This window comes from Streptomyces sp. NPDC017520 (assembly GCF_044329855.1).
In the GTDB taxonomy this organism is placed as follows: domain Bacteria; phylum Actinomycetota; class Actinomycetes; order Streptomycetales; family Streptomycetaceae; genus Streptomyces.
Window position 1 is genome coordinate 412,017 of sequence record NZ_JBIRKB010000006.1, and the last position, 22,844, is coordinate 434,860.

Consider the following 22,844-nt stretch of genomic DNA (forward strand, 5'->3'; position numbering starts at 1 on the left):
CGCTCCGAATGCGACAACGCCCCGGGCGTTGGCCGGCCCCCGGGGCGTCCCTCCCGCCTACGCGGCCGGGGCGGTGCGCTTCGCCTCCAGCGCGGTCAACAGGCCAACCAGGGCGGGCCCCCGCCACGCGCGGCAGCCTCGCTCGGTCTCGACCGGGGCGGGGCACGATGTGCCGGTCGAGCAGGTCGCAACGGCGGCCCGCGGGTCGCCCCCACCGTTGTGCACGGTGATACGGCCGGCGCGGCAGAACGGGCACGGTTCGTCGAGCGTGGTCGTCCGGGAGGTTCGACCGAGAGCGCCCTCGACGCGGCGGCGCGCGGTCCGGGCGACCTCCGCGATCTGGTCGACCAGGGGTGCGGGCGTGGGCGCGAACAGTGCACGGTCGGCCTGGTCGTCGAGGGCGCGGCCCTCCAACCAGACGGCGGCCCAATGCAGCCCGTGACGGCGTGACCCGGTCGAGGCGTACGGAACTTCGCTCGCGGTCGTGGCGCGGCGCTGCGCCTTCGGCTGCTCGACGGTGTGCTCGGCAAGGCGCGCGAGGCGGTCGACGCGGCGGGTACGGGCCTCTTCGGTGTCCTCGACACGCGGGTCGGTGCCCGTGATGATGCGGGTGGGGCGGGGCAACAGGGCGCTTCCGGCGGTGGGGAGATTCCAGCGGGCGGGATCGTCGCGGTCTGCCTGGTCGACGCGGTACTCGCCGGGCACTACCGGGCGCTGTACGCGTTCGGCGACGGCGTCGCACATCTCGAACACGTCCGCCTCGATGTCGAGGGCGGCGTCGAGGGCGCGGAGATTGGCCGGCGCCGGGTGCTCGCGGAGGATGAGCGGCAGGCGGCCGACGGTGGGTTCGTCGTCGGCCTGGTCGGCGGCGGCGAGCTGGTCGAGGAATCCGCGGCGCTCGTACGGCATCCAGTCGGCCGTACGGGGCGGCTCGGCTATCGCGGCGAGCAGGTCGCCCCACTGCTCGCGCACGGCGGCGAGGTCGGCGGCGGCCTGGGCAACCGGGGCGGCGAGGGGGGCCTCGTCAAGGATGTATCCGGCGGGCCGGATACCTCGGATGCTGGTCATGGGTCAGCCCTTCCGGCCGGTGATGGCGTTGAAGTAGTCGGCGATGTGCTGGCGGGCCTCGCCTCGGCTGATGCTGGGGCCGACCATGGCGGCGAACAGCGCGTACATCGGGTGGTCGCGGCCGATGGGCTGGGGGGTGCGGATATCGGCGATGGTCTGCTCGGCGGCGGCGAGACGGCCCTCGATCTGCTCGGCTTTCGACTTCCACATGGCTCGGCCGGTCTCGACCTGGGCGGTGTGCGCGGCTGCTCGCTCGGCCTTGATGGCGCGGTCGTCGGCGAGTCGGGCTCGCTGGTCGGCGGCGGCGAGGCGCTGCGACGCCTTGACCGCGTACTTCTGGTGTCGGTTCCGGTCGGCCTCCATCGCGGCGAGCGCCTTCTCGGCCTTCTCGGCACGGGCGCGCACGTCGGCAACGTCCTCGACGACTCCGCGAATCGGGCCCATGCCCGTGCGGCCGGTCGCGGCCTGGTGCATCTCGGCGATGGTCCGGCATGCCGCGCGGTGGTCGGCATAGTGGCGGTCGGCGTTCTGCTTGACGGTAGCGAGGGCGATGTCGTGGTCGCGCTTCTGCTCGGCAAGGCGGGCCTCGGTCGAGTCGGCGGCGTCAAGGAACCGGGCGCGTACCTCGGTGTCGGGGTCGAGGGCGCGGCGGTCGTTGGCGAGGGCCTGCTCGATGCGTTCGGCGTAGATCGCGGCTGCGCCCATGGGCGATCCGGCGCGCATGGTGCGGGCGAGGACGCGCACGCGGGATACGGCGGCCCGGTCGCTGGCCTGGTCGTCCTTCCAGCGGCGGGCGCGGTCGTCGGCCGTGCGGTGCTCGGCGGGATCGGCGTCGATGGCGGCCGATACGGCGTCGGCCGGTATGACGTCGTGTCGGCCGACCAGGGCGAGGACGCGGTCGACGGCGGCGCGCTGTTCGGCGAGGGCGTCACGGTGCTGCCTGCGCTGGGCGAACGCCTCGCGCGCTGCGGCGTTGATGCCGTCGTGCATGGCCTCGACGCTGCGGGCGAGGCTGTCGCGCTCCCCTTCGAGGCGTCGTATCTCGGCGTCGGCGGCGGCCCGGTGCCGTTCGAGGGCCTGCGTTGTGCCGGCCATGGCGCGGCGGCTCTCGTCGGCGACGCGCTGCTCCTCGCGCATGTGCTCGGCGAGTAGGGTGCCCTCGGCCGGGGACAGGGCGCCGCGGTGCAGGCGGGCGAGCAGGACGTCGGCGACGGCTCGGCGGTCGGCGCGGTCGCGGTCGCGGCCCTTGGGTGCGCGCTGCTTCGTGTGGTTCACAGGGTGTCCTTGGGGGTGCAGTGGCCGGTGTGGCAGCGGGTCTCTCCGCTGGCCACGTGGTGGACGTGGTGGCCTTCGGCGGCGAGCTGGTCGGCGACGGCCAGGGCGGCGTTGGTGCGGCCGAACATGCGGGAGTGAAGCAGCGTGACGGCGGGCGTCGGGGCCGGGGTACTCATCGGCCGGCCTGGGTGGCGCGGTAGGCGCGGGTGCGGGCCTGGTGGGTGTCGTTGGTGCGCTGCCGGGTGCCGCTGTGGCTGGTGCAGAGCTGTCGGGCGGGGGCGTCGCACTGGGGGCACGGCACGGCGAGCTGCGGGAACGCGAGCGGCTGCTCGGCGACGGCCTCGTACTTGCGGTGGAACAAGTCGATCGGGCAGGCGCTTCCGGCCTGGCCGGGCTTGTCGTCTCGCCAGTCGTACGCAACGGAGGTACGCCCGCTGCCGGCCACCCACACGCGGGACACGGTGACGATGCGCCCGGCGTCCGGGGCGGCGCGCTTCTCGTACCGATCGCCGACCTTGGGCACGGCGAGGTGGTCCGCGTCGGCCTGGCCCTGCTCCAGCTCGGTTGCGGTGTTCTGGGGCAGGCTCGCTATGGCCTCGTCGTAGCCATCCCAGTTGTCGACGCCGTGCGCGTCGAGTGCGGCAAGCTCGGCGGCGCTGCGCTCCAGCTTGGCGAGGCGGTTACGGAGCCGGCCGGTGTCGCGGCGGGCGTCTTCCAGCTCGATGGCGGTCGTGGCGTACAGGCGGACGGCGTGATCGGCGCGTGCTTCCCACGTGAGCCCGGTCGGCTGCTCCGTGGTCGAGGTGAGCCCGGCGAGGCGGCGGAGGAGCTTGACGGCGTCACCGCGGCCGGGGTCGCACTCGTGGTCCTGGGGCAGTGCCTCGATCGCGTCGGCCCCGCCGAGCAGCGCTCCACGGCGTACGGCGGCCTCGGTGAACGGGTCGAGGAGCGGGGGTTCCTGGCCCTCCTCGTCGGCCTCGCCCATCGCGGTCAACAGGGCCTTGACCGTGATCGCGTGGTACCCCGGGCGACCGGAGCACAGCAGCTCGACGGCACGCAGGCGACGGGCGAACCGGCGGGCGGCGTCCTCGGCGACCTCGGTGCCGTGGGTGGGCTGCTCGGCGGCGGGGGCCTCCTTGGTGCCCTCCGGCGCGTCGTCGTATCCGGCGACGTCCCAGCGTTCGGCCTCAAAGTTCCACACGACGGAGTGTGCGTTGTGGTCGGTGAGCGTGCCGTCGAGGTCGATGCCGACGGGCATCCCTACGGCGTTGGCGGCGTTCAGGGCGTCGGCGATGGCCTGCCAGTACGACCGTTCTGTGCGCGGCACGAACGGCGCGGGGGCGGAACCGTCGAGGCTGTCGGCGAGCTGGCGCAGGACGGACGCGGCCACGGGGCGGGGGAGGTTGGACGCCACGTCGGCGGGGCCCTCGTTCGGGACGGCGATGATCAGGCGGTGGGTATCGAGCGAGGCGACGGAGACGGTCGAGGGGATGCGGGTCATGGTGGGGTCGCTCCTGTGTCAGTGGTGAGGGGTAGTCGCGCGCACGCCCGCGCATGGGGCGGCCCGCGACCGGTCGCGGCGAGGCTGTCTAGAACGGGGGCTCGTCGCTGTATCCCTGGTGGGGCTGCTGCTGGCTCCACTGGTCGCCCTGGGGCGCTCCGTAGCCCTGCTGGGGGGCCTGCTGGCCGTATCCCTGGTGGGATTGCTGCTGGGCGCTCTGGGGGCCGTTCTTGGTCACCTTGGCCGTGGCGTTCTTGAGACTGGGGCCGACTTCCTCGACGTCCAGCTCGTAGACCGTGCGCTTGACGCCCTCACGGTCTTCATACGACCGCTGCTTCAACCGGCCCTGGACGATGACGCGCATGCCGCGCTGGAGGGCGTCCGTGACGTTCTCTGCGGCCTGGCGCCAGACCGAGCAGGTGAGGAACAGGCCCTCCCCGTCCTTCCACTCGTCGGCCTGCCGGTCGAAGATCCGGGGAGTGGACGCGATGCGGAACTTGGCGACGGCTGCGCCGGACGGGGTGAAGCGCAGTTCAGGGTCGTCGACCAGGTTGCCGACGATGGTGATCACGGTTTCGCCTGCCATCAGGCTGCGGTCCTCTCGGGGGTGGTGCGGGTGGGGAGGGTGGCGACGGGGGCGAGCTGGAGCTCGCGGGTGCGGCGGGCGCGGTTGCGGGCGCACGTGCGGCACTTGCGCATTCCGTTGGGGTGCGACGGGGGGTAGGCAACGCGCACGTTGGCCGGGTCGGTGAGGTCGTGGTCGTTCACGCATCGGGTGCGGCGGGCGTTGATCGCCGACGGGCCGGTCGAGCGCAACACGTTGGTGCGGTGGTCGACGGCGTCGAGGTGGTCGTCGGCGACGCATCGGCGGACGCTGCACGTGTGGTCGAGTTCGAGGCCGGCCGGGATGGGGCCGCGCTTCTGCTCGAACGACCAGCGGTGCGCGGGGACAACGCGGCCGTCGACCCAGAAGCGGCCGTATCCGTCGCGGTCGAGGGATTCCTCGGGCCACAGCAGGCACGGGGTGTCGGGGGTGCCGGGGCCGGCGGGGACGGGGCCCGGGGTCGTCTTGGCGGCGAAGCGCTCGGCCGGCGGCGTGGCGTGGGCCATGGGACGGACCTCCGGGATGTACGCGCGGCGGGATGTGAGACAGAACTAGCTATCTGCCGAGACAGAAAGCTAGCAGGCGGGGGGGCGCACTGTCGCGGGGGATGCGCCCCCCCTGTCCTGGTGGGTCAGGCTGCGGGCTGCTCGGCCTGGTCGAGCGGGGCGAGCGTCCACCCCTGGCGGTGCAGCTCGACCACGATCCGGGCGACGGCGGCCTCGGCCTGGTCGTGCTCGCGCTGGGAGTCCTCGACGGCGGCCCGGACAACGGCGACGGCGGCGAACGGAATCGGGCGCGGGCGCGTGCTCATGCTGCGGGTTCCTGCTGGTGGCGGGCGTGATGCGCGGCGGCGGCCTCGATGCGGCTCGGGTGCGGGCCGCTCATCGGGCGGAAGCTGATGTCGTCGCTTCCGGGGGCGATCCGGCGTATGCGGCACGGCGTACCGGCGGGCGCTCCGCACGCAACGCACTCGACGTTGAGCGGGTCGGGTCGGCCGGTGGCGGCCAGGCGCTCACGCTGGGCGCGGTGCGGGCGGAGCGGGGCCAGCCGCTCGTTCACGGTCGTTGGCACGTAAGAACCAAGCTCGGCAAGTATCCGCTTGGCGTCGGCGTCGCGCTGCGCCCGGATGGGGCTCTGGCTGCCCTCGATGGCCTGCTGAGGGGCCGGGGGGAGCGCACCAAGGGCGACGGCTGCCCGCGTGCTGCGGAGGGCGGCACGGTAGGCGGCCTCGTCGTCGGGGTCGACCGCCGGGGCGGGGTCGTGGTGCCGTCCGACGACGTCGGCCCGGTACGTCTCCCACGGGGCGCCGATGTCGCTGGGCTTGATCGGGTACGGCGACGTTGCGAGGTGGCGGGCGGCCACCCGCGAGACGTCCCAGTGTCGGCCCTCGGGGTGCTTGGCGGTCGCCGGGACGTGCTCCAGAAGAATGGCCCACTGCTCCAGCCGTTCGCCGGCGGCCGGTTTCGACTGCGGGGCGCGGGACGGGTCGAGCTTGTCGACGAAAGCGAGCAGGGCGGCAATTTCGGCGCGGATCATCGGGGGGTCACTGCTCCTCGGCGAGTAGGTCGGCGTACCAGTCGGCGGCCTGGGCGGCGCGGCCGGGACGGTCGGCGGCGGCGGCCGACGGGAAGGGAACAACGTTGGAGCCGCGGTTCGCGGCGGGGGCTGCGGCCGGGACGGTACCCGGCGCGGGAGCGGGCGGTAGGGCCTGCCACGCCCGCAGGAAGTACCGGGCGTGCGAGACGCCGTTGCGGGCCCGCTGAGCGGCCTGTACGGCGGACGCGGCGAGCATGTCGGGCCCGGAGCGCTTGAGCAGGGCGTCGACGACGATCCACTCGCCCGGGGTGAGGGTCCACGCCGGGTAGATCTCGGCGGCGCTGATCCGGTCGACGACCGGCCGGGCGAACTCGGGAACCACTGCGACCCGTACGTCGCGCGCACTCTCTCCTTCACTCATACATTCGTTTGTCTTAAAGGAAGCCTGCGCGCGCGTACCACACTCTTCGGGGTGGTCATCCCACACCACTAGGGGACCGGATTCCGGTCCGACCAGGGGGCCGGAATCCGGCCCGGTAGACGCTCTGGGGCCGGAATCCGGCCCGGTAGCTCCGGGGGCCTGCTGTAGGGGGCCGGGATTCGGTCCGGTAGAGGCTCTGGGGCCGGGATTCGGTCCGGTAAGGGGGCCGGATTCCGGCCCGGTAACCCGCTGGTAACCGGTGGCGGCGGGGATGGCGTAGCGGGTCGCGCGGCTGCCCCGGGCGGGCTCGTCCTCGGCCAGTTCGCCGCTGGCGAGGGCGGCGTCGACGGCGGCTCGTGCGGTCGAGCGGGACACGTTGAGCCGCTGCATGATCTCGGCCGTGCCCATGCTGGCCGTGGCGTCCGGGCCCGTGAGCGCGTCGGCGACGGCGAGCATCACCAGGCGTGCGTTTCCGCGGGTCTGGGAGTGGCGCCACACCCATGCCTGTGCGTCGTCGCTCACCGGGCGACCTCGGCGGCGAGATGGGCGGCCCACTGGTCGAGCAGGGCCGTACGGGCGGCGGCGAGACCGACGCACTTCGGGCACCACGAAAGGCCGGCGGGCGGCGTCGCGGGCATCGGGTCGATGATCATGGTCGGGCTGTTGGTGACGTCGTGCCCGTGGGTGCCGCACTCGCCCTGACGGCCGGGCATGGGGCCGTCCTCGCGCATGATGTGCAGGCGGCGGACCTGTCCGGCCCGGCGGCCGGACTGGCTGCTGTACCCGCGGTAAAACGCCCTCATCGGGGTTGCTCCTGTCGTGCTGGGGGCCCGGGGGGCGAGGGCGGCCTCGCCCCCCGGTGGCCGGTCATGGCGTACGGGTGGGATACGGGCGGGTGATGGCGGGCTGGTGGTTCTCGCACCGGGGACCGCAGACGTACGGGCGGGTCGGGAGTGCGCCGCATGCCGGGTTGCCGTCCTCGCACGGGCGGGGCGGGCGTTCGACCTCGACGGTGAGCTGTCCGGGGACCGTGGCGGGCGGCGGGGTGTCGAGGTGACGGCGGGCCCGGTCAAGGCGCTCGGCGGCCGGGACGGTCGCCCGGGTGCTCACTGCTCGGCCCCGGCGGGGTCGAGAACGAGCGGTGCGGGGGCCTCGACGGTGCGGTCGAGGTTGACGTGTCCGGCCTCGACCGCGGCGGCGGCCAAGTCTCGGCCGTCGAGCGGCTGCCGCTTGCTCTTACGGGTGAACAGCCACTTCCAGTAGGCGCTCCGCTTCGGAATGATCCGCACGCCGGGCACTTCTTGTATCTCCCCGCTGTCCGGATCGGCGTACTGCGGGAGGCCGGCCGCGTTGACGGCGGCGAGAACCTGGTCGGTGAACGCCTGGTCGACGACGATCTCGGTCCGGGCCGGGACGACCCGGATGTTCCAGTTCTCGGGGTAGGTGTCGCGCACCCATGCGGCGAACGTCTCGCGGTCGGTCACTTCGGCCTCGGCCACCCCTGCTATGCGGGTGACCGTGCCGAACTTGGTGTCGTCCTCGTCCCCGCCAAGGTCAGTACCGAGGGTGACGTCGGCTTTCGTGGTCTTGCTCGCCTTGTGCTGCTGGTTGAGCAGGTACTCGGCGCGAACGTTGACCTCCTGGAACATCTTCTCGGCGGCGTCCAGTTGGGCCTTCATGGCGAGGCGCTGGCGCAGGACGGCTGCGAGGTACGTGGGGTCGGGCGGGGTGGGCTTCTTTTCGACGGCCTGCTCGGCGGCGGGCTGCTCGACGGTGTTCTCGACGGCCTGGTCGACGACGGGCTGCTCGGTGGTCGGCGCGGTCACTGGGCACCCCCGGCGGCCTCGATGCGCTCACGGAACATGTCGAGCTGCGCGGCGCCTGCCTTGCCGATCGGCAGACCGAACGCCCTCTCGAAATCCTGGTCGAGCGTGGGCAGGTTTGCCTTTGACGCGGCGACCCTGAGCAGGCTCTCGGCTTTGGCGGCGGCCTGTTCGGCGGCGTCCGGGCCCGCCCGGTACCCGTCATCGGAGGGCGCGGCCCCGATGGCGGCTTCGGCGGCGACCGCGTCCGATATGGAGTACGGGGACGGCCCGGCCGGGGCTCCCTGCTGGCTGGGGCGGTCCTGCCGTTCCTGCCGTGTGGTCGACGGGCGGCACTGCTCGCACACCTCGCGGGGGCCACATCCGCACCGGACCCCGGTCCGGCCCTGGGCGGTCCGGCGCTTCTCGGCGTCGATGCTGTCGAGGCGGGCCAGGAACTCGGCTGTAGCGCCCTCCCGCTCGGCACGGGCGCGCACTGTGGCGAACGCCTCCGGGGACTGGGCGGCCTGTGCCGATGTGAGCAACTGCCGTGCCTGCGGCGACATGTTGTTGCCCTGCTGCGGGGCCTGCTGCTCCCACGGGCCGGGCTCGGCCTGGTTGCTGCGGCGCGGCTGCTGCTGCCCGTTCTGCTGCTGCCCGTTCTGCTGCTGGCGCTGGTTCCGCTGCTGGCGCTGCTGCTGGCGGCGCTGCTGGTTCTGCTGGCGTTCGGCGCGGTGCTCGGCGGGGGGCCGGGCGTCCTGGTCGCTGTCGTCCACGGATCGGGCGTCCACGGGGATCATGAACACCTGGAACAGCATGTACTTGAGCGCGGCGCTCATGGCCTTGTTGGTGCTCTTGTCGGCCGTGTCCATCGCCTCACCGGGGAGGGTGACGGCAACGCAGTCTCCGGCGGGCCCGAAGATGCGGTAGAGCATCTTGAGGTTGGTGTGCGTGCCCTTGTCGCCACGCGGGCGCTGGTGGAGTTCGACGACCTCGGGGGCGATGAAGCAACCGTGCGCACGCATCGGGCCGGCCATCGCGGACATGGCGTCATCGACGCCCCTGAACGAGTAGTTCTGCTGGGTGTTCTTCTGGTCCTTCCCGATCGGCATGACGTCCTTCATGACGCCGTGGATCACCTGGAACACGCGGGGAAGGTCGGGCGAGGCGCCGGCCGGGGCGGGGCTGTAGACGATGGTCGGCCGGGGGGCCTCCGGCGCGGCCGACGGTGCGGGCGGGGCGGGAACTGCGGGGTGGAGTGCGGTAACGGTCATGAACCGGTGATCCTGTTCGTGGTACGGCGGATGAATCCGGCGGCCTTGGTCAAGCGGCCGGCGAGGGTGATTGCGTCGTCGGGGGTGAGTACCGTGTCGCGCTGCACGTTGTCGGGGAGCCCTGCGAGCAGGGCCTCGCGGGAGCCGTCGGCCTCGGCGGCGCGTATCGACCGCTCGAATTCCGGCGTGTCCTCGGAGCACTCGGCGTAGTCGAGGGCGAGCACTCGTGCGGCGTGCCCGGTGAGCAGGCGGCCGGTCATGTAGGGGTCCTCGGCGTACGCGATGGCGAGGGCGTCGACCAGTGGGGCGAGCAGGTCGTCGCGGACGGGCAGGCGGACGCGGTCACCGGCGGCGGTGATGCCGGGGCGGATCACAGGGCGGCCGGGACGGTCGGGGTGGCGTCGACCAGGCACCCGGGCTGCACGTAGTAGTCGTGGGCGGCGGCCCGGACGGCGGGGAACGCCTGGGACAGCAGGCGACCGGCGGCGCGGTGCGCGTCGTCGTCGCCGACCGCGATCGGCTGTGCGAGGTCGTTCAGCAACATCACGTGCGTGCCGTGCGCCCCGGCGGTCGCCACGGGGACCATGCAGACGACGGCGACGCCGGGGGCGATCTGGTCGAGCTGGCGGCGGAGTACCCCGGTGCGGGTGATGTGGCGGCGGCCGGCCTGCCCGCCACGGATGGCGAGGGCGGCGCGCGGGCGGTCGATAATCTGAGTCATCGGTACGTTTCTCCGGTTCGTGCTGGGTGTGGGGTCGTCGGGTCGCATCCGGCGGCCCCATCGGCGTGTCAGGCGGCGGTCGGGCGGGCGCTCTGCCTGGCGGCGGCGCGGCGGCGCTGGTCGCGCTCGATGCGGCGCAGGATCAGTTCGTGTTCGGAGGAGAGGCGGCCGGCGGCGCGGTCGCGGGCGATCCGGACGCGGGCGCGGTCCAGGACGGCGCGGGCGGCGGCGATGGCCTGGTCGCGGGGGATGATCTGGCCGTTCATGCCGCAACTCCGGCCGTGGCGGGGGTGTAGAGGTGCGAGGCGGAGATCCCGACGGCGTCGGCGACGCGGTCGGCGTGGTCGCCGCGGGGGGCGCCTACGCCGTTCCATATGCGCCATGCGGTGGGCACGGAGAGGTTGGCGCGGCGGGCGAGCTGCGAGGGGTTCTCGATGCCGCGCATGTGGGCGGCGGTGTGCAAGAGGGCCCTGTCATATGCCACGGGGGTATGTCCTTTCGATCTCGGCAGCTATCTGCCAAGACAGAAAGTAGCAGTTTTCTTTCAAGTTCGAAAGTTAGGGGCCGATTACCGATCATGGATGTGCGTTGACATGGGGTGACGGGATCACACAGAATCGGACACGCGTGCGAGCCATACGGACCGCGCGGTCGGGTTCTGGGGTGCGTAGCCCCAAGATGTGACGAAAGAGAGGAGGAATCGCCGTGTCTCAAACAAGCCGTGCCTACCTACGAGGTCACGCGCTACATTTCAACCATGAAAAACAGCAAGCGCCGTGCAACCCCTGTGCCCCCACATGCGTCTACAGGTCCAGCCGCGTTCGGCAGGTGGCTAGCCCACCGCCTCGAAGGCCTCGGGTATGACCTGTCGAGCCCCCGCAGCGGCGGGCGATCTGCTTTCGCGGAAGCCGCCGGCCTCAGCCCATCCACAGTGACTCGACTGCTCCGGGGAGAGATGCCCACGGACCCCCGCCTCCTGCGCACGCTCGCCGAAGCGATCAAGGAGCCGTACGCCGCAGTCCTGGTCCGCGCCGGTGTCATCAGCCCCGACGAACTTGCGGCCGTACAGAACCCCACCACCACCAACCCGATTACCCCCGACCAGGCCGCCGACGAACTCGGCATCACGGACCCGGTCGAACGGAAGGTGTTCATCAACATGGTGCGCACCCTGGCCCGACCCTCAGCAGCAACAACCGGTGAGGAAAAACTCGCCGACTGAAGATCAGCACGGAGGACACCGCCCATGAACCGTCTCGCACACCGCCTGTACACCCCGTCGCTCACTGCCGCCGCCGTGGGTACCGTTACCGCGGCTCTCGGGGTCCTCCAGAGCCACACCGACACGTGGCGAGTCGGAATGCTGATCCTGGCCACCGCGATACCTGCTCTTTGCTACTGCCTTGCCTACCGCGCCACCCAGGCCACCGACGCGCAGCTCGCCGACATCCACCGCGACGGGTACCAGCTCGGCCTGCTCCACGTGCACATGGGACTCCTCGACCAGCCGTCCGCACCGCCGGACGGGGGCGAGGGCGTCGAGGAAGAAGACACGCAGGGGATCTCAGTCATCCGCCTTGCCGACCTTCCCGACAACGTGCGCCCCATCCGGGGGCACGGCGATGAAGAGGACAACACCAGGAAAGTGGTATGAGACCAGCGGAAACGCCCGCAACATTCCACCCCCCGCCCGCCCCGGGCGGGACGTGGATCGCCTATATCCGAGTGAGCACATGGCGAGAGGAGAAGATCAGCGACACCCTGCAACGCAGCGCGATCGACCAGTGGGCGGCACAGATGGGCGCCCGGATCATCGACTACGTGACCGACCTCGACGAATCCGGTCGACACTTCAAACGCCGGATCACCACATGCGTGGAACGCGTCGAGCGCGGCGAGGCCGCTGGCGTCGTGGTCTGGCGCTACAGCCGCTTTGGTCGAAATAGGACCGGAAACGCCGTTTGGCTCGCACGCTTGGAAGCGGCCGGCGGCCGACTCGAATCCGCAACGGAACGAATCGACGCCCGCACCGCAGTTGGCGAACTCCAGAGAGAAATGGTTTTCGCCTTCGGCAACTTCGAGAGCAACCGTGCTTCCGAGCAGTGGAAAGAAACCCACGCCTACCGCGTGCAGGAACAAAAACTGCCCGCGACCGGACGCCCTCGATTCGGTTACATCTGGCACCCCCGGAAAGTCCCGGACAGGAACAGCGTCACCGGGTGGCGACTCCAAGAGGAGCGCTACAGCTACCACCCCGATTACGTGTCGGTTGTGGAAGAGATGTACGAGCGGAAGACCGACGACTACGACGGCTTCAACACGCTGGCCCACTGGCTCAACGAGGCACTGGCCATACCGACCATGCGGGGCTCGGCGTGGGGAGTGTCGTCCGTGCAACGCTACCTCGACAGCGGATTCCCTGCTGGCCTGCTCCGCATCCACGACCCAGAATGCCCCTGCTCATACAGCTCCGGAAAGATCAGCCAATGCGTCAACAAGCGCATGCTGTACGTCCCCGGGGCACAACCCGCGATCATTACACCCGACCAGTGGCGGGCGTACCGCGCCCACCGCGAGCAGACGAAGCAGACAGCGCCCCGCGCCCGGAAAGCCACCTACCCACTGACCGGCCTACTCCGGCACAGCCGATGCAGGTTCCACGCGAGTCACACCTCGGGCCAGAGCAAGGGCGAGCAGGTACGCGGCAAATGGGTCGTCTGCTCACGGCACAAGCACGCCAACCGGCTCGACTGCCCGAAGGGGCTCAACGTTGCGCGCGAGCAGGTTGAAGAGGACGTCAAGGAGTGGCTGCGCGACAACGTCACCGACGACCTCGACGCCCTGACGACAACTCCCGGGGAAGAGGCAAAGGAGAGGTCCGAGGACCCGCGCGAACGGGTGAAGCGCGAGCGGGCAGCTCTGCAACTGGAGCTGACCCGGATCGAGGCCGCCATCGACCGCCTAGTCGAGGACAACGCCTTGGACCCGACCAAGTACCCAGGCGACTCGTTCGCGCGGGTACGCGACAAGCTGCTCGGCCGCAAGGGGTCGTTGGTCGCCGACTTGAACAAGCTGGGCAAGGAAGAGGAGGAGACACCGCGCCGCGAGGACTTCCGCGTCGTCATCGGGAGCCTGCTCAGGGAGTGGAAGTTGCTGAGCGAGATCGAAAGCAACGCGCTGCTTCGGCAGATGATCCGCCGCGTCGTCCTGGTCGATGAGCGCGACGAAGAAGGAACGCTGCTCCGCGTGAACGTCACCGTTCATCCGGTCTGGGAGCCGGACCCGTGGGAGCCCGCGAAGGTCTGCCGGGGCCCGTTCGGCACGGCCCTCGGCTGGTCTCCCAACCTCCTGTGGGAGCGGCCGGCCGAGGCCGCTGTCGAGCAGGACGTCGACCAGGCCCTCGCCGCCGGACCCGCCACCCTGGCGTTGACCAGCTAAAACGGCCGTGCCTCTTTAGGCGCACTGTCTCATGTGAACGCCTGGGGGTTGCCGCACGCCACGTTCATGAGCGGCGTCAACATGCTCATGCCGGACCGCTTCCTCCAGCCCGCCCCGCTCGCCGACATGATCGAGAGCGAGCGCCCGACGCACGCCGCCGCCGTTCCCACCATCTGGCAGGGCCTGCTCGCCGAGGTCACCGCCAACCCGCACGACCTCACCTCCATGGCCAACGTGACCATCGGCGGCGCGGCCTGTCCGCCCTCGCTGATGGAGGCGTACGACAAGCTCGGCGTCCGGCTCTGCCACGCCTGGGGCATGACGGAGACCTCGCCGCTCGGCACCATGGCCCACCCGCCCGCCGGCCTGAGCACCGACGAGGAGTGGCCGTACCGGGTCACCCAGGGCCGCTTCCCCGCCGGGGTCGAGGCGCGGCTGGTCGGCCCCGGCGGCGAACACCTTCCGTGGGACGGCGAGTCGGCCGGTGAGCTGGAGGTCAGGGGCCCCTGGATCGCCGCCGCCTACTATGGCGGCGCCGACGGCGAGCACCTGCGCCCCGAGGACAAGTTCAGCGAGGACGGCTGGCTGAAGACCGGCGACGTCGGTGTGATCAGCACCGACGGCTACCTCACCCTCACCGACCGGGCCAAGGACGTCATCAAGTCGGGCGGCGAGTGGATCTCCAGCGTCGAGCTGGAGAACGCGCTGATGGCCCACCCGGACGTCGCGGAGGCGGCCGTCGTCGCCGTGCCGGACGAGAAGTGGGGCGAGAGGCCGCTCGCGACGGTGGTCCTCAAGGAGGGCGTCACCGGGACCGACTACGAGGCGCTGAAGGAGTTCCTCGCCGAGTCGGGCATCGCCAAGTGGCAGCTCCCGGAGCGCTGGTCGGTGATCGCCGCCGTGCCGAAGACGAGCGTCGGCAAGTTCGACAAGAAGGTGATCCGCAGGCAGTACGCGGAAGGCGAGCTGGACGTCACCCAGCTCTGAGGCTTCGGTTCCGCTTCTGTTTCACGTGAAACAGGGCGGGGGCGGTACGGGTCACCCGTACCGCCCCCGCCCTGTTCCGCTTCCCGCGTCCGTCTAGTTGGTGCCGATCTTCGCCAGCAGGTCCACGATCCGCGACTGGACCTCGTCGCTGGTCGACCGTTCCGCCAGGAAGAGGACGGTTTCACCCGACGCGAGCCGCGGCAGCTCCGCCTGGTCCATCCCGGCCGAGGTGTAGACGACCAGCGGGGTGCGGTTCAGCTGCCCGTTGGCCCGCAGCCAGTCGATGATCCCCGCGCGCCGGCGGCGCACCTGCATCAGGTCCATCACCACCAGGTTCGGCCGCATCCGGCTCGCCAGGTCGACGGCCTCGCTGTCCGTCGCGGCACGCGCCACCTGCATCCCGCGCCGCTCCAGGGTCTGCGTCAGCGCCACCGCGATCTCCTCGTGCTCCTCGATCAGGAGCACGCGCGAGGGATGCTGCTCGCTGTCGCGCGGGGCCAGTGCCTTGAGCAGGACGGCCGGGTCGGCGCCGTACGCCGCTTCTCGGGTCGCCTGCCCCAGACCGGCGGTGACCAGGACCGGGACCTCGGCCGCGACGGCCGCCTGACGCAGCGACTGCAACGCGGTACGGGTGATGGGGCCGGTCAGCGGGTCGACGAAGAGCGCGGCGGGGAACGCGGCGATCTGGGCGTCGACCTCCTCGCGGGAGTTCACGATCACCGGACGGTAGCCCCGGTCGCTGAGCGCCTGCTGGGTCGGCACATCGGGCGCCGGCCAGACCAGCAGCCGACGCGGGTTGTCCAGCGGCTCGGGCGGCAGCTCGTCGTCGACCGGGTGCGGGTGCGGCCGGTTGGCGACCTCGACCGCGCCCCCGGGCCCGTCCAGCGGCTCGGGACCCTCCGCCCCCTCGTCGGGCGCCCCAATGGCGTACGCGCGCCCTTCCGCGACGGGCGGCGCGAGCAGTTGCCCCTCACCGTAGGCGGCGCCGGGCCCGCCCTGCGCCGGCTGGCCCGGCTGACCGGGCTGACCCGGCCGACCGGGCTCCTGCTCCTGGTCCGGCCCCTGGCCCTGGGTGTGGGGCTGGTGCTGCTGCGGCCCGGGGGCCTGCGCGGGGTCCGCCGGCTGTGCCGGCCCCGGCCGGTCGCCGGCGGCCCGGGCCGGGGAGCGGTCGCCCTCCGGCGGGGCGGCGAGCTTGCGGCGCCTGCCGGCCCCGCCGAGGCTCTGATGTGGCTGGTTCTGCTGATGCGCGAGGTGCTGGGCGAACGGCACGCCCTGGCCCAGCGTTCGCACGCTGAAGGCCCTCCCCTGCGTCGAGTCGGGGTTGCTGCCGTCCGGCATCGGCTCCTCGGCGGGCAGCGGCTGCCGCCGCGCGTCCGGGGCCGGTACGCCCGCGTCACCGTCGGCCGGGTGCGTCACCGGCTCGGCGACGGCCGCGACGCCGGTGGTGTGGGCGGTCCGCCCGGCGCCGGTCCGACCGGTGTCGGGGTGGACGTTCTGCCCGGTGTCGGGGTGGACGTTCTGCCCGGTGTCGCCCCACGGCGCGAGGCCCTGCGCCGGGCTCGGAGCCTCCGGTACGCCGCCGTCGTGCGGGCCGGGCGCATGGGGCGCCGCCCCGGGGAGGCGGGGCGCGTGGGCCGCCCCGGGCGCGGCCGGGAAGCCCTGGCCGGAGGTTCCGTCCGTCTGCGGGCCGGTGTGCGCCGGGGCGACGGGGTGCGCCTGCGGAGGCGTGTGACCGGCCTCCGGTGCGGTACGCGCGTGGTGCGTGCTCGCCCCGTCGCCGGGCGCCACCGGGGCCTCGGGGGCGAGCGGTGCCCGGTCCGCGTCGGCGGGCGGCAGGGCGAAGGCGGTGCGCGGCCCGGCCTCGGCCGCGGTGCGCTCCTGGGCGGCGGCCAGCGCGCGCCGGGCACGCCGCCCCCCGGGCTGCTGGGACTGTTCCGCCCCGGGGTGACCGCCGTCGCTCTCGGCTCCGCTGTTGCCGGAGGCGAGGGCGGGCAGGGCGGGGCGGGCGGGCTCGCCCTCACGACGGGCACGCCGCCCGGCGGGCGGTACGGGCTGCTGCGGGTCCACCGGGACGCCCTGCGGCGGCACGGTCTGCCCGAGCTGCGGGCGTCCGCCGCCCTGGGCGTTCTCGGCCGCGGTGACGACCGACCCCTCGCTAGGGGCGGTGGGTGCCGCGGAAGGGGCGGAGGTCAGGGCCAGCGCTCCCCGCTGCGGTGGCTGGGGCTGCTCCCGGGCGCCGTCGGCCGGAATCGTGCCCGGGGCCGCCTCCGCCGGGCTGGGCCGGCCGCGCCGACGCCCGGACCCCTCGCCCTGCTGGGCCGGGATCAGCTCGGGAGCCTGCTGCTCCTCGGGCGCGGCCGGTCCCCGGCGCGCCCGCCGCCGCCCGGTCGGCTCGGCGGCCGGGCGGTCGTCGGGGGCGTGAGCCACGGTCCCGACCGCGTTGTCGCCGAGGCTCTCCGGCGTGCCGCCGGGGCTGTCCAGGAACGCGTCGGTGGAGGACCTGCGCGCCCGGCGCCGGCCGCCGCTGGTGACGCCCGGGGCTCCCAGCCCTTCGGGCGACGAGGGGGCGGCGGGGGGAGGTTCCGGCAGGAGGGCGGTGCCGTCCTGCTCCGGGGGCGCGATCGTGCCGGACGCGGTGCCGATGGGCAGGTCGAGCACGTACGCGCTGCCGTTCATGCCCGGCGTCTCGTGCGTCTGGAGGACCCCGCCGTGCGCCCGGACGATGCCGCGCACGATCGGCTCGTGCACCGGGTCGCCCCCGGCGAACGGGCCGCGCACCTCGATCCGTACGACGTCACCGCGCTGGGCCGCGGCCACGACCACGGTGGAGTCGACATAGCCGCCCCCGGGAACGGCCCGGGTCTTGCCGGTCGAATCGACGCCGCAGACGTCCGCGACGAGGTGGGCGATGGCGGTCGCGAGCCGGGGCGCGTCGACCTCGGCCTCGATCGGCGGGGCGTGCACGGCGAACTGGGCGCGCCCCGGACCGATCAGTTCGACCGCCCCGTCGATGCCGCCCGTGACGATGCCGTCCACCATCGCCCGGGCCTTGTGCAGCCCCTCCACCCCCGCGTCCAGGCGCTGGTACCCCAGCACGTTGTCGACGAGCGTGGTCATCCGGGCGTACCCGGCGGCGAGATGGTGCAGGATCTGGTTGGCCTCGGGCCACAGCTGGCCGGCCGGGTCGGAGGCGAGCGTGGACAGCTCGCCGCGCAGCTCCTCCAGGGGCCCGCGCAGCGAACCGCCGAGGACGGCGGTGAGCTGGGCGTGCTGGGCGCCCAGGGAGGCGAGCAGCTCGGCCTGTCCCTCGATCTCGGCGGCGTACCGCTCGCTACGGTCGGCGAGCTCGGCGGTGTGTGCCTCCTTCAGCGCCTCCAGCTCGGCGGCGTGCGCCTCCTTGAGCGCGGTGACTTCGGCGGAGTGGCTCGTGGTCAGCTCGGCGACGACGCTCTTGTGCTGCGTCGACAACTCCTCGTACGGCCGACGGTCGGTGAACGTCATCACCGCGCCGACGAGCTGGTCCCCGTCCCGTACCGGCGCGGTCGTGAGGTCCACCGGCACCTGCGCGCCGCTCTTGGACCACAGCACCTGCCCACGCACCCGGTGCTTGCGCCCGGACTTGAGGGTGTCGGCGAGCGGGGAGTCCTCGTACGGGAACGGCTCGCCCTCCGCCCGCGAGTGCAGGATCAGCGGATGCAGCTCCTGGCCGCCGAGGTCGCTGGCCCGGAAGCCGAGGATCTGCGCGGCGGCGGGGTTGACGAGGACGACGCGCCCGTCGGTGTCCGTGCCGACGACGCCCTCGGAGGCGGCCCGCAGGATCATCTCGGTCTGCCGCTGCGAACGGGCCAGCTCCGCCTCGGTGTCGACGGTGCCGGAGAGGTCCCGCACGACGAGCATGAGCAGCTCGTCACCGGTGTAGCTGGAGTGGATGTCGTTGTACGCGGCCTGCCCGCTGTCGAGGCTCGCGCTGGTGACCTCGACCGGGTACTCGTGGCCGTCGGTGCGCCGCGCGGTCATCCGCGTCGGCTTGGTCCTGCCCTGTTCGTCCGCAGCCTCGGGCCGGCGCATCGAACCCGGGATCAGCTTGGAGTCGAACTCCGGCAGCAGATCGAGCAGTCCGCGACCGACGAGCGCGGTGCCCGGGGTCTCGAACATTTCGAGGGCGATGGCGTTGGCGTTGACGACCGTGCCGTTGCAATTGACGAGCAGCAGCCCGTCAGGAAGGGCATCGAGTATGGCTGCGAGGCGAGCAGTGCCTCGGGATGGCCTGCTGCTCACGACGACGCTTCCTCCCTGATTACCGCACCTTGCCGACAGCGGGCCCCATCTTGCCCCTCGGGCCGCAGACTGTCACTGGAGGAGTCTAAGGGCAGGGGAGGCCCCGGGGGCGGCGGATGAGGGGGAGCTCTCACCAAGGTTCTGTGCGCGGCGTGTACGCCGCGGGCCCATGACGTGAGCGTCCGCGCACCCTGTGACGTGCGCGGACGTGCGACGCGGGCAGGCCCCTCGGGGCGCACGGGCACCCGGATCCGTCCTCGGCGGATATGCGGAGGCGAACGCTTCTGCGCCGTCGCCGACGGGCTATCGGACGTCCGGAAGCACCGGCACGAGGCTGTTCCAGCGCGCGATCTCGCATCCGTCGCGGCGGCTCGCGGTGGTGTCCACGGCCCGCCCCTCCCAGGTGCCCACGATGCGCGCGGTGGCGTCGCCGCCGTGGATCATCGTGCACATCGTGCCCTCCGGGGTCGGCCGGAACAGCTCCTGCCGCCCGGACCGGGTGGCGCCGGCCTCCGCCAGCCGGTCACAGGCCGCCTGCCCCTGCGGGTGGCTGCCGCCGGTGGGCCCGCACTCCAGCTCGAAGGTGCCGTCGGCCCCGGCGACCCCGGTGTTCTCGACGGACACGGTGAGCCGCGTCAGCACCTCGCTCGCCGCCCCCGTGCCCTTCCCGCTGTCGCCCTCCAGGAACCCGGGCAGCGGGACGGGCATGGGCAGCGGCCCGAGGGAGGGCCGGGCGGCGGCGAACGGCCCGGAGGTGGGCACGGCGGCGGGCGTCGGACCGGAGGACACGGGCCCGGAGGCGGTGGCGGTGGACGCCGGCACGGCGGTGGCGAGCGCGGCGAGCGAGACGACGGCGGTGAGGGCGAGACGGCGCAGCATGCGGAAGCTCCAGGATCTCTGCGGCGGGGTCGGCCACGGGCGGCGGTCACGGGTGATCACCGACCCGCCCGGACGCCACGGCTGACGGACGACTGACGGGCGACGACGACGGGACGACTGACGGAGACCGGGGCCCCCACCCCTCTCTAACGCGCACCGCGCCCGGACGTTGCGGCACCACGCCGAACTGCTTTGCCTAGGCCCCAGGGGGCCTAGTAACGTGTGCGGCGATTGGTGGCACGACGCGCAACTGTGTCATCATCTGCACGCACCACTCGCGTCCGCGCGAGGTGTGCTGGAGGCGTCGCCTAGTCCGGTCTATGGCGCCGCACTGCTAATGCGGTTTGGGTCTTAAAGCCCATCGAGGGTTCAAATCCCTCCGCCTCCGCCCCACCCCGAAGCCCCGTGCCCCTGGCACGGGGCTTCGGCCGTTCCGGGACCCGCGAGGCCGCGGAGGGGGAGCCGGGGCCGGTTCGTGGCTGGTTCGGGAGGGTGACCGGGACGGGCCTCGGGAGGCCGTTTCCGCAGGTCGGCAGCGGTGCGGCTAATGGATTTCGCGTCACGGCGCAGGTCATGTAATGTTGTTCTCGCAACGCCGACCGGGGAGAAAAAAGCCCGGAAAGCCAAGCACTCGTAGCTTAACGGATAGAGCATCTGACTACGGATCAGAAGGTTGCAGGTTCGAATCCTGCCGAGTGCACAGCAGGCGAGGGGCCCCCAGGAGAAATCCTGGGGGCCTCTCGCGTTGCCCTCTTGAAGAAGTGCCGGTCAGGCCATAGATGTTGAGGCCAGGCCCCTCCGGGTGAGTCAGCGAGCCATGAACGGCTCGGTCAGGTGCGGGGTCGCGAGGTAGAGGCTGTCGGCGGCTCGGCTGTGGAGCACCTGTTCTCTTGAGGCCCTTGCCTGCTCAGGGTCCATCTCGTGGGCGTAGGCGAGTTCGGGGTGGAGCAGCTGGATCGCGTGCACGAGCAGATCACCGGTGATGGCGACCGCTTCGCGCCCGGAGGTGAGGAGCACGCTCTGGTGCCCGGGTGTGTGACCGGGGGTGGCGAACACGCGCTCCCCGCTGCGCAGCGGGGTGTCGCCGTCGAGCAGCCGTAGCTGATCGGTCCTTCGGAGTGGGGCGATCACGGCGGACCGCAGTTGCGGGTTGATGGTCTCGATCGCTTCGACTTCGGCCTGCTGCAACAGGTATGTGGCGTTCGGGAAGAACGGTCGCAGCTGCTCGCCGCCGCCGACGACGGCCCAGCCCACGTGGTCGGTGTGGAGGTGCGTGATCACCACGGTGTCCACTTCGGACGGGGCGATGCCCGCGGCGGCCAGTGAAGCGGGGAGTTCCCCGGGCACGGGCGCCCACGAGGCCGCCGGGCTGTCGGCCGGGCCGATTCCCGCGTCGACCAGCGTCACGCCCTGGTCGCTGCGGATCGCGAACGCGCGGAACTGGAGCCGCCAGCGCCCTTCGGCGTCGAGCGCGCCGGGATCGAGTCGGTCGGCCTCCGCCCACTGCTCGGTGGTGGCGTCGGGGAACGCCTCCGACCGGGGAGAGAAGAAGGGGCCCGCCCCATCGGCGAGCGCGATGACGGTGTACGGGCCGACCTGAAGGGAAGAGGGCATCCACCAGATGGTGCCACTGGGGGATGCCCGCGACCAGGCGGACGGCCAGGCGGACGACGACCGTCGACGCTCCTCCGTCCTGGGCGACGCTCGGGCTCCTTCGCGGCCGACGGTTCCTGGCCCGTGCGCCCAGCGGGCCCGAGGCCCTCAGGAGGAACCCTGGGGGCCTCACGTCTGTCGGTTCTCGGCCGGCCGGGACCTCACGCCGCTTCGGCGGCAGCGGCTGGGGCGGTCGTCCGCGCCGGCTCCGCCGTGACCCGGCGGCGGCGGGTCGGCAGGCCCATCGTCGGGTTCGCCACGCCCCAGGCCGCGGCCTTGCAGACCAGTTCCTTGTAGAGGGCGGCCGCACGGCCGGTCAGGGCCGCGCTGACGGCTCGGTCGTCGGCGGTGACGTACTGGATCAGGCCCTCCTTGCGGCCGAGGGAGACGCACTGGTTGAAGTAGCGGGGTGCGGTGGTCGGGAGCTTGGCGCCGGTGAGGCGGGCCGCGATGGCGTCGGCAGCCTGCCAGGCGGTGGGGACGCCCGAGGCGCAGGACATGCGCAGCGGCTTGCCGCCGGGGCCCGCGACCAGGGCCGCGTCGCCGATGGCGTACACGTCCGGGTGTGAGGTCGAGCGCATCGTGCCGTCGACCACGATCTGGCCGTTGTCGGCGGTCTCCAGGGCCGTGGCCCGGGCGATGGGGTGGGCAGCGAAACCCGTCGTCCAGACCGTGACCGCGGCCGGGATGTCGCCCTCGGTGGTGGTGACACGGTCGGCGTGCACGGCGGTGACGTCGGTGTGTTCGTGGGCGGTGATCCGCAGGTCGGTGAAGACCTTCCGCAGGTGCCTGGCGCCCTTGGGGGAGAGCCAGTCGCCCAGTGCTCCTCGGGCGGCCAGGGAGACGGCCAGGTCCGGGCGGGTCTCGGCCAGTTCCGTCGCGGCCTCCACGCCGGTGAGGCCGCCACCGACGACGACCACGGGCGTGCCGGGGGCGAGGGAGGCCAGGCGGTCGCGCAGGCGCAGGGCGCCGGGGCGGCCGGCGATGTCGTGGGCGTGTTCGGCGGCGCCGGGGACGGCGTGGGTGTTCCAGGCGCTGCCCAGGGCGTACACGAGGGTGTCGTACGGCAAGGTCTCCGGCTCGCCGGTTCCGTCCGGGTCGGTGACGGAGACCGTTCGGCGGTCGACGTCGACGCCCGTGACCTTGCCGAGGCGCAGCCGGACGGCCGTGCCGGCGAACATCGCGTGGAAGGGGCGGGGGCGGAGGTCCTGGCCCACCGCGAGCTGGTGCATCCGGACGCGCTCGACGAAGTCGGGTTCGGCGTTGACGAGGGTGATGGAGACGTCCTCGCGGCGCAGCCGCCTGGCGAGGCGTCCGGCGGCACTCGCTCCGGTGTAGCCGGCTCCGATGACGATGACGCGGTGCTGCTGGATGTTCTGCTGCATGTCCTTCGCTCCTGTCTCGCGC

24 protein-coding genes, 2 tRNA genes and 1 pseudogene are annotated in these 22,844 nt (G+C 72.5%); 6 read left to right on the plus strand and 21 right to left on the minus strand.

The window, feature by feature from the left end; translation table 11 throughout:
- Positions 1–57: 57 nt before the first annotated feature.
- The 17 genes from ACH4KB_RS17675 to ACH4KB_RS17755 all read right to left on the minus strand — a co-directional run bounded on the left by ACH4KB_RS17675 (position 58) and on the right by ACH4KB_RS17755 (position 10,686).
- Complete coding sequence (locus ACH4KB_RS17675; RefSeq protein WP_398066840.1) at positions 58–1,068, minus strand: hypothetical protein; 1,011 nt, start codon at positions 1,066–1,068, stop codon at positions 58–60.
- A gap of 3 nt (positions 1,069–1,071) precedes the next feature.
- Complete coding sequence (locus ACH4KB_RS17680; RefSeq protein WP_398066841.1) at positions 1,072–2,343, minus strand: hypothetical protein; 1,272 nt, start codon at positions 2,341–2,343, stop codon at positions 1,072–1,074.
- A complete protein-coding gene (locus ACH4KB_RS17685; RefSeq protein ID WP_398066842.1) occupies positions 2,340–2,519 on the minus strand; it encodes a hypothetical protein in 180 nt (59 codons plus the stop codon). The genes ACH4KB_RS17680 and ACH4KB_RS17685 overlap by 4 nt, the downstream gene beginning before the upstream one ends.
- Positions 2,516–3,844: a hypothetical protein gene (locus ACH4KB_RS17690; protein ID WP_398066843.1), complete on the minus strand. Its 1,329-nt coding sequence runs from the start codon at positions 3,842–3,844 to the stop codon at positions 2,516–2,518. Before ACH4KB_RS17690 ends, ACH4KB_RS17685 begins: the two co-directional genes overlap by 4 nt.
- An 88-nt stretch (positions 3,845–3,932) precedes the next feature.
- The gene (locus ACH4KB_RS17695; protein ID WP_398066844.1) at positions 3,933–4,430 is read right to left on the minus strand and encodes a single-stranded DNA-binding protein; all 498 of its coding nucleotides are present in this window, start codon (positions 4,428–4,430) and stop codon (positions 3,933–3,935) included.
- Positions 4,430–4,954, minus strand: coding sequence for an HNH endonuclease signature motif containing protein (locus tag ACH4KB_RS17700; RefSeq protein ID WP_398066845.1), 525 nt, complete (start codon positions 4,952–4,954; stop codon positions 4,430–4,432). The genes ACH4KB_RS17695 and ACH4KB_RS17700 overlap by 1 nt, the downstream gene beginning before the upstream one ends.
- 125 nt (positions 4,955–5,079) lie before the next feature.
- Positions 5,080–5,259 carry a hypothetical protein gene (locus ACH4KB_RS17705; RefSeq protein WP_398066846.1) on the minus strand — a complete coding sequence of 60 codons (180 nt, stop codon included), beginning with the start codon at positions 5,257–5,259 and terminating at the stop codon, positions 5,080–5,082.
- The gene (locus ACH4KB_RS17710) at positions 5,256–5,984 is read right to left on the minus strand and encodes a cell surface glycoprotein (protein WP_398066847.1); all 729 of its coding nucleotides are present in this window, start codon (positions 5,982–5,984) and stop codon (positions 5,256–5,258) included. Before ACH4KB_RS17710 ends, ACH4KB_RS17705 begins: the two co-directional genes overlap by 4 nt.
- A 7-nt stretch (positions 5,985–5,991) precedes the next feature.
- A complete protein-coding gene (locus tag ACH4KB_RS17715; RefSeq protein WP_398066848.1) occupies positions 5,992–6,405 on the minus strand; it encodes a hypothetical protein in 414 nt (137 codons plus the stop codon).
- A 518-nt stretch (positions 6,406–6,923) separates the two neighbouring features.
- Positions 6,924–7,208: a hypothetical protein gene (locus ACH4KB_RS17720; RefSeq protein WP_398066849.1), complete on the minus strand. Its 285-nt coding sequence runs from the start codon at positions 7,206–7,208 to the stop codon at positions 6,924–6,926.
- A gap of 64 nt (positions 7,209–7,272) precedes the next feature.
- Positions 7,273–7,515, minus strand: a complete 243-nt coding sequence (locus ACH4KB_RS17725) for an aromatic ring-opening dioxygenase LigA (RefSeq protein ID WP_398066850.1) — start codon at positions 7,513–7,515, stop codon at positions 7,273–7,275.
- On the minus strand, positions 7,512–8,231 hold the full coding sequence (locus ACH4KB_RS17730) for a hypothetical protein (RefSeq protein WP_398066851.1): 720 nt from the start codon (positions 8,229–8,231) through the stop codon (positions 7,512–7,514). Before ACH4KB_RS17730 ends, ACH4KB_RS17725 begins: the two co-directional genes overlap by 4 nt.
- Positions 8,228–9,481, minus strand: coding sequence for an ERF family protein (locus ACH4KB_RS17735; RefSeq protein ID WP_398066852.1), 1,254 nt, complete (start codon positions 9,479–9,481; stop codon positions 8,228–8,230). The genes ACH4KB_RS17730 and ACH4KB_RS17735 overlap by 4 nt, the downstream gene beginning before the upstream one ends.
- Positions 9,478–9,855 (minus strand): hypothetical protein, encoded by a 378-nt coding sequence (locus tag ACH4KB_RS17740; RefSeq protein ID WP_398066853.1) that lies wholly within the window; start codon positions 9,853–9,855, stop codon positions 9,478–9,480. The genes ACH4KB_RS17735 and ACH4KB_RS17740 overlap by 4 nt, the downstream gene beginning before the upstream one ends.
- On the minus strand, positions 9,852–10,202 hold the full coding sequence (locus tag ACH4KB_RS17745) for a hypothetical protein (RefSeq protein WP_398066854.1): 351 nt from the start codon (positions 10,200–10,202) through the stop codon (positions 9,852–9,854). The genes ACH4KB_RS17740 and ACH4KB_RS17745 overlap by 4 nt, the downstream gene beginning before the upstream one ends.
- 68 nt (positions 10,203–10,270) lie before the next feature.
- Positions 10,271–10,468 (minus strand): hypothetical protein, encoded by a 198-nt coding sequence (locus tag ACH4KB_RS17750; RefSeq protein WP_398066855.1) that lies wholly within the window; start codon positions 10,466–10,468, stop codon positions 10,271–10,273.
- A complete protein-coding gene (locus tag ACH4KB_RS17755) occupies positions 10,465–10,686 on the minus strand; it encodes a helix-turn-helix domain-containing protein (protein ID WP_308340535.1) in 222 nt (73 codons plus the stop codon). Before ACH4KB_RS17755 ends, ACH4KB_RS17750 begins: the two co-directional genes overlap by 4 nt.
- Before the next feature lie 273 nt (positions 10,687–10,959).
- Between ACH4KB_RS17755 and ACH4KB_RS17760 the strand changes: the two genes are divergently transcribed.
- The 4 genes and pseudogenes from ACH4KB_RS17760 to ACH4KB_RS17775 form a co-directional block, all read left to right on the plus strand.
- Entirely contained in the window at positions 10,960–11,424 is a 465-nt protein-coding gene (locus tag ACH4KB_RS17760; protein WP_398066856.1) for a helix-turn-helix domain-containing protein, read from the plus strand.
- Between the two features lie 24 nt (positions 11,425–11,448).
- On the plus strand, positions 11,449–11,856 hold the full coding sequence (locus tag ACH4KB_RS17765; RefSeq protein ID WP_398066857.1) for a hypothetical protein: 408 nt from the start codon (positions 11,449–11,451) through the stop codon (positions 11,854–11,856).
- Positions 11,853–13,640 (plus strand): recombinase family protein, encoded by a 1,788-nt coding sequence (locus tag ACH4KB_RS17770; protein WP_398066858.1) that lies wholly within the window; start codon positions 11,853–11,855, stop codon positions 13,638–13,640. Before ACH4KB_RS17765 ends, ACH4KB_RS17770 begins: the two co-directional genes overlap by 4 nt.
- A gap of 30 nt (positions 13,641–13,670) precedes the next feature.
- A pseudogene (locus tag ACH4KB_RS17775) lies at positions 13,671–14,627 on the plus strand (AMP-binding protein); the annotation flags it as partial.
- Between the two features lie 93 nt (positions 14,628–14,720).
- On the opposite strand, the gene ACH4KB_RS17780 reads toward ACH4KB_RS17775, so the two are convergent.
- Both ACH4KB_RS17780 and ACH4KB_RS17785 read right to left on the minus strand, forming a co-directional pair.
- On the minus strand, positions 14,721–18,905 hold the full coding sequence (locus tag ACH4KB_RS17780) for a PAS domain-containing protein (RefSeq protein WP_398066859.1): 4,185 nt from the start codon (positions 18,903–18,905) through the stop codon (positions 14,721–14,723).
- Positions 18,906–19,208: 303 nt separating this feature from the next.
- Positions 19,209–19,784, minus strand: a complete 576-nt coding sequence (locus ACH4KB_RS17785) for an SSI family serine proteinase inhibitor (protein ID WP_398066860.1) — start codon at positions 19,782–19,784, stop codon at positions 19,209–19,211.
- A 297-nt stretch (positions 19,785–20,081) separates the two neighbouring features.
- On the opposite strand from ACH4KB_RS17785, the gene ACH4KB_RS17790 reads away from it, so the two are divergent.
- Together ACH4KB_RS17790 and ACH4KB_RS17795 are read left to right on the plus strand one after the other, a co-directional pair.
- Positions 20,082–20,172: transfer RNA gene (locus tag ACH4KB_RS17790), tRNA-Ser, on the plus strand.
- A 239-nt stretch (positions 20,173–20,411) separates the two neighbouring features.
- Positions 20,412–20,484 (plus strand) — tRNA-Arg (locus ACH4KB_RS17795).
- 107 nt (positions 20,485–20,591) lie between these two features.
- Here ACH4KB_RS17795 and ACH4KB_RS17800 read toward each other — a convergent pair.
- Both ACH4KB_RS17800 and ACH4KB_RS17805 read right to left on the minus strand, forming a co-directional pair.
- Positions 20,592–21,398, minus strand: a complete 807-nt coding sequence (locus ACH4KB_RS17800) for an MBL fold metallo-hydrolase (protein WP_398066861.1) — start codon at positions 21,396–21,398, stop codon at positions 20,592–20,594.
- Between the two features lie 200 nt (positions 21,399–21,598).
- Complete coding sequence (locus ACH4KB_RS17805; RefSeq protein ID WP_398066862.1) at positions 21,599–22,822, minus strand: NAD(P)/FAD-dependent oxidoreductase; 1,224 nt, start codon at positions 22,820–22,822, stop codon at positions 21,599–21,601.
- Positions 22,823–22,844: the final 22 nt, after the last annotated feature.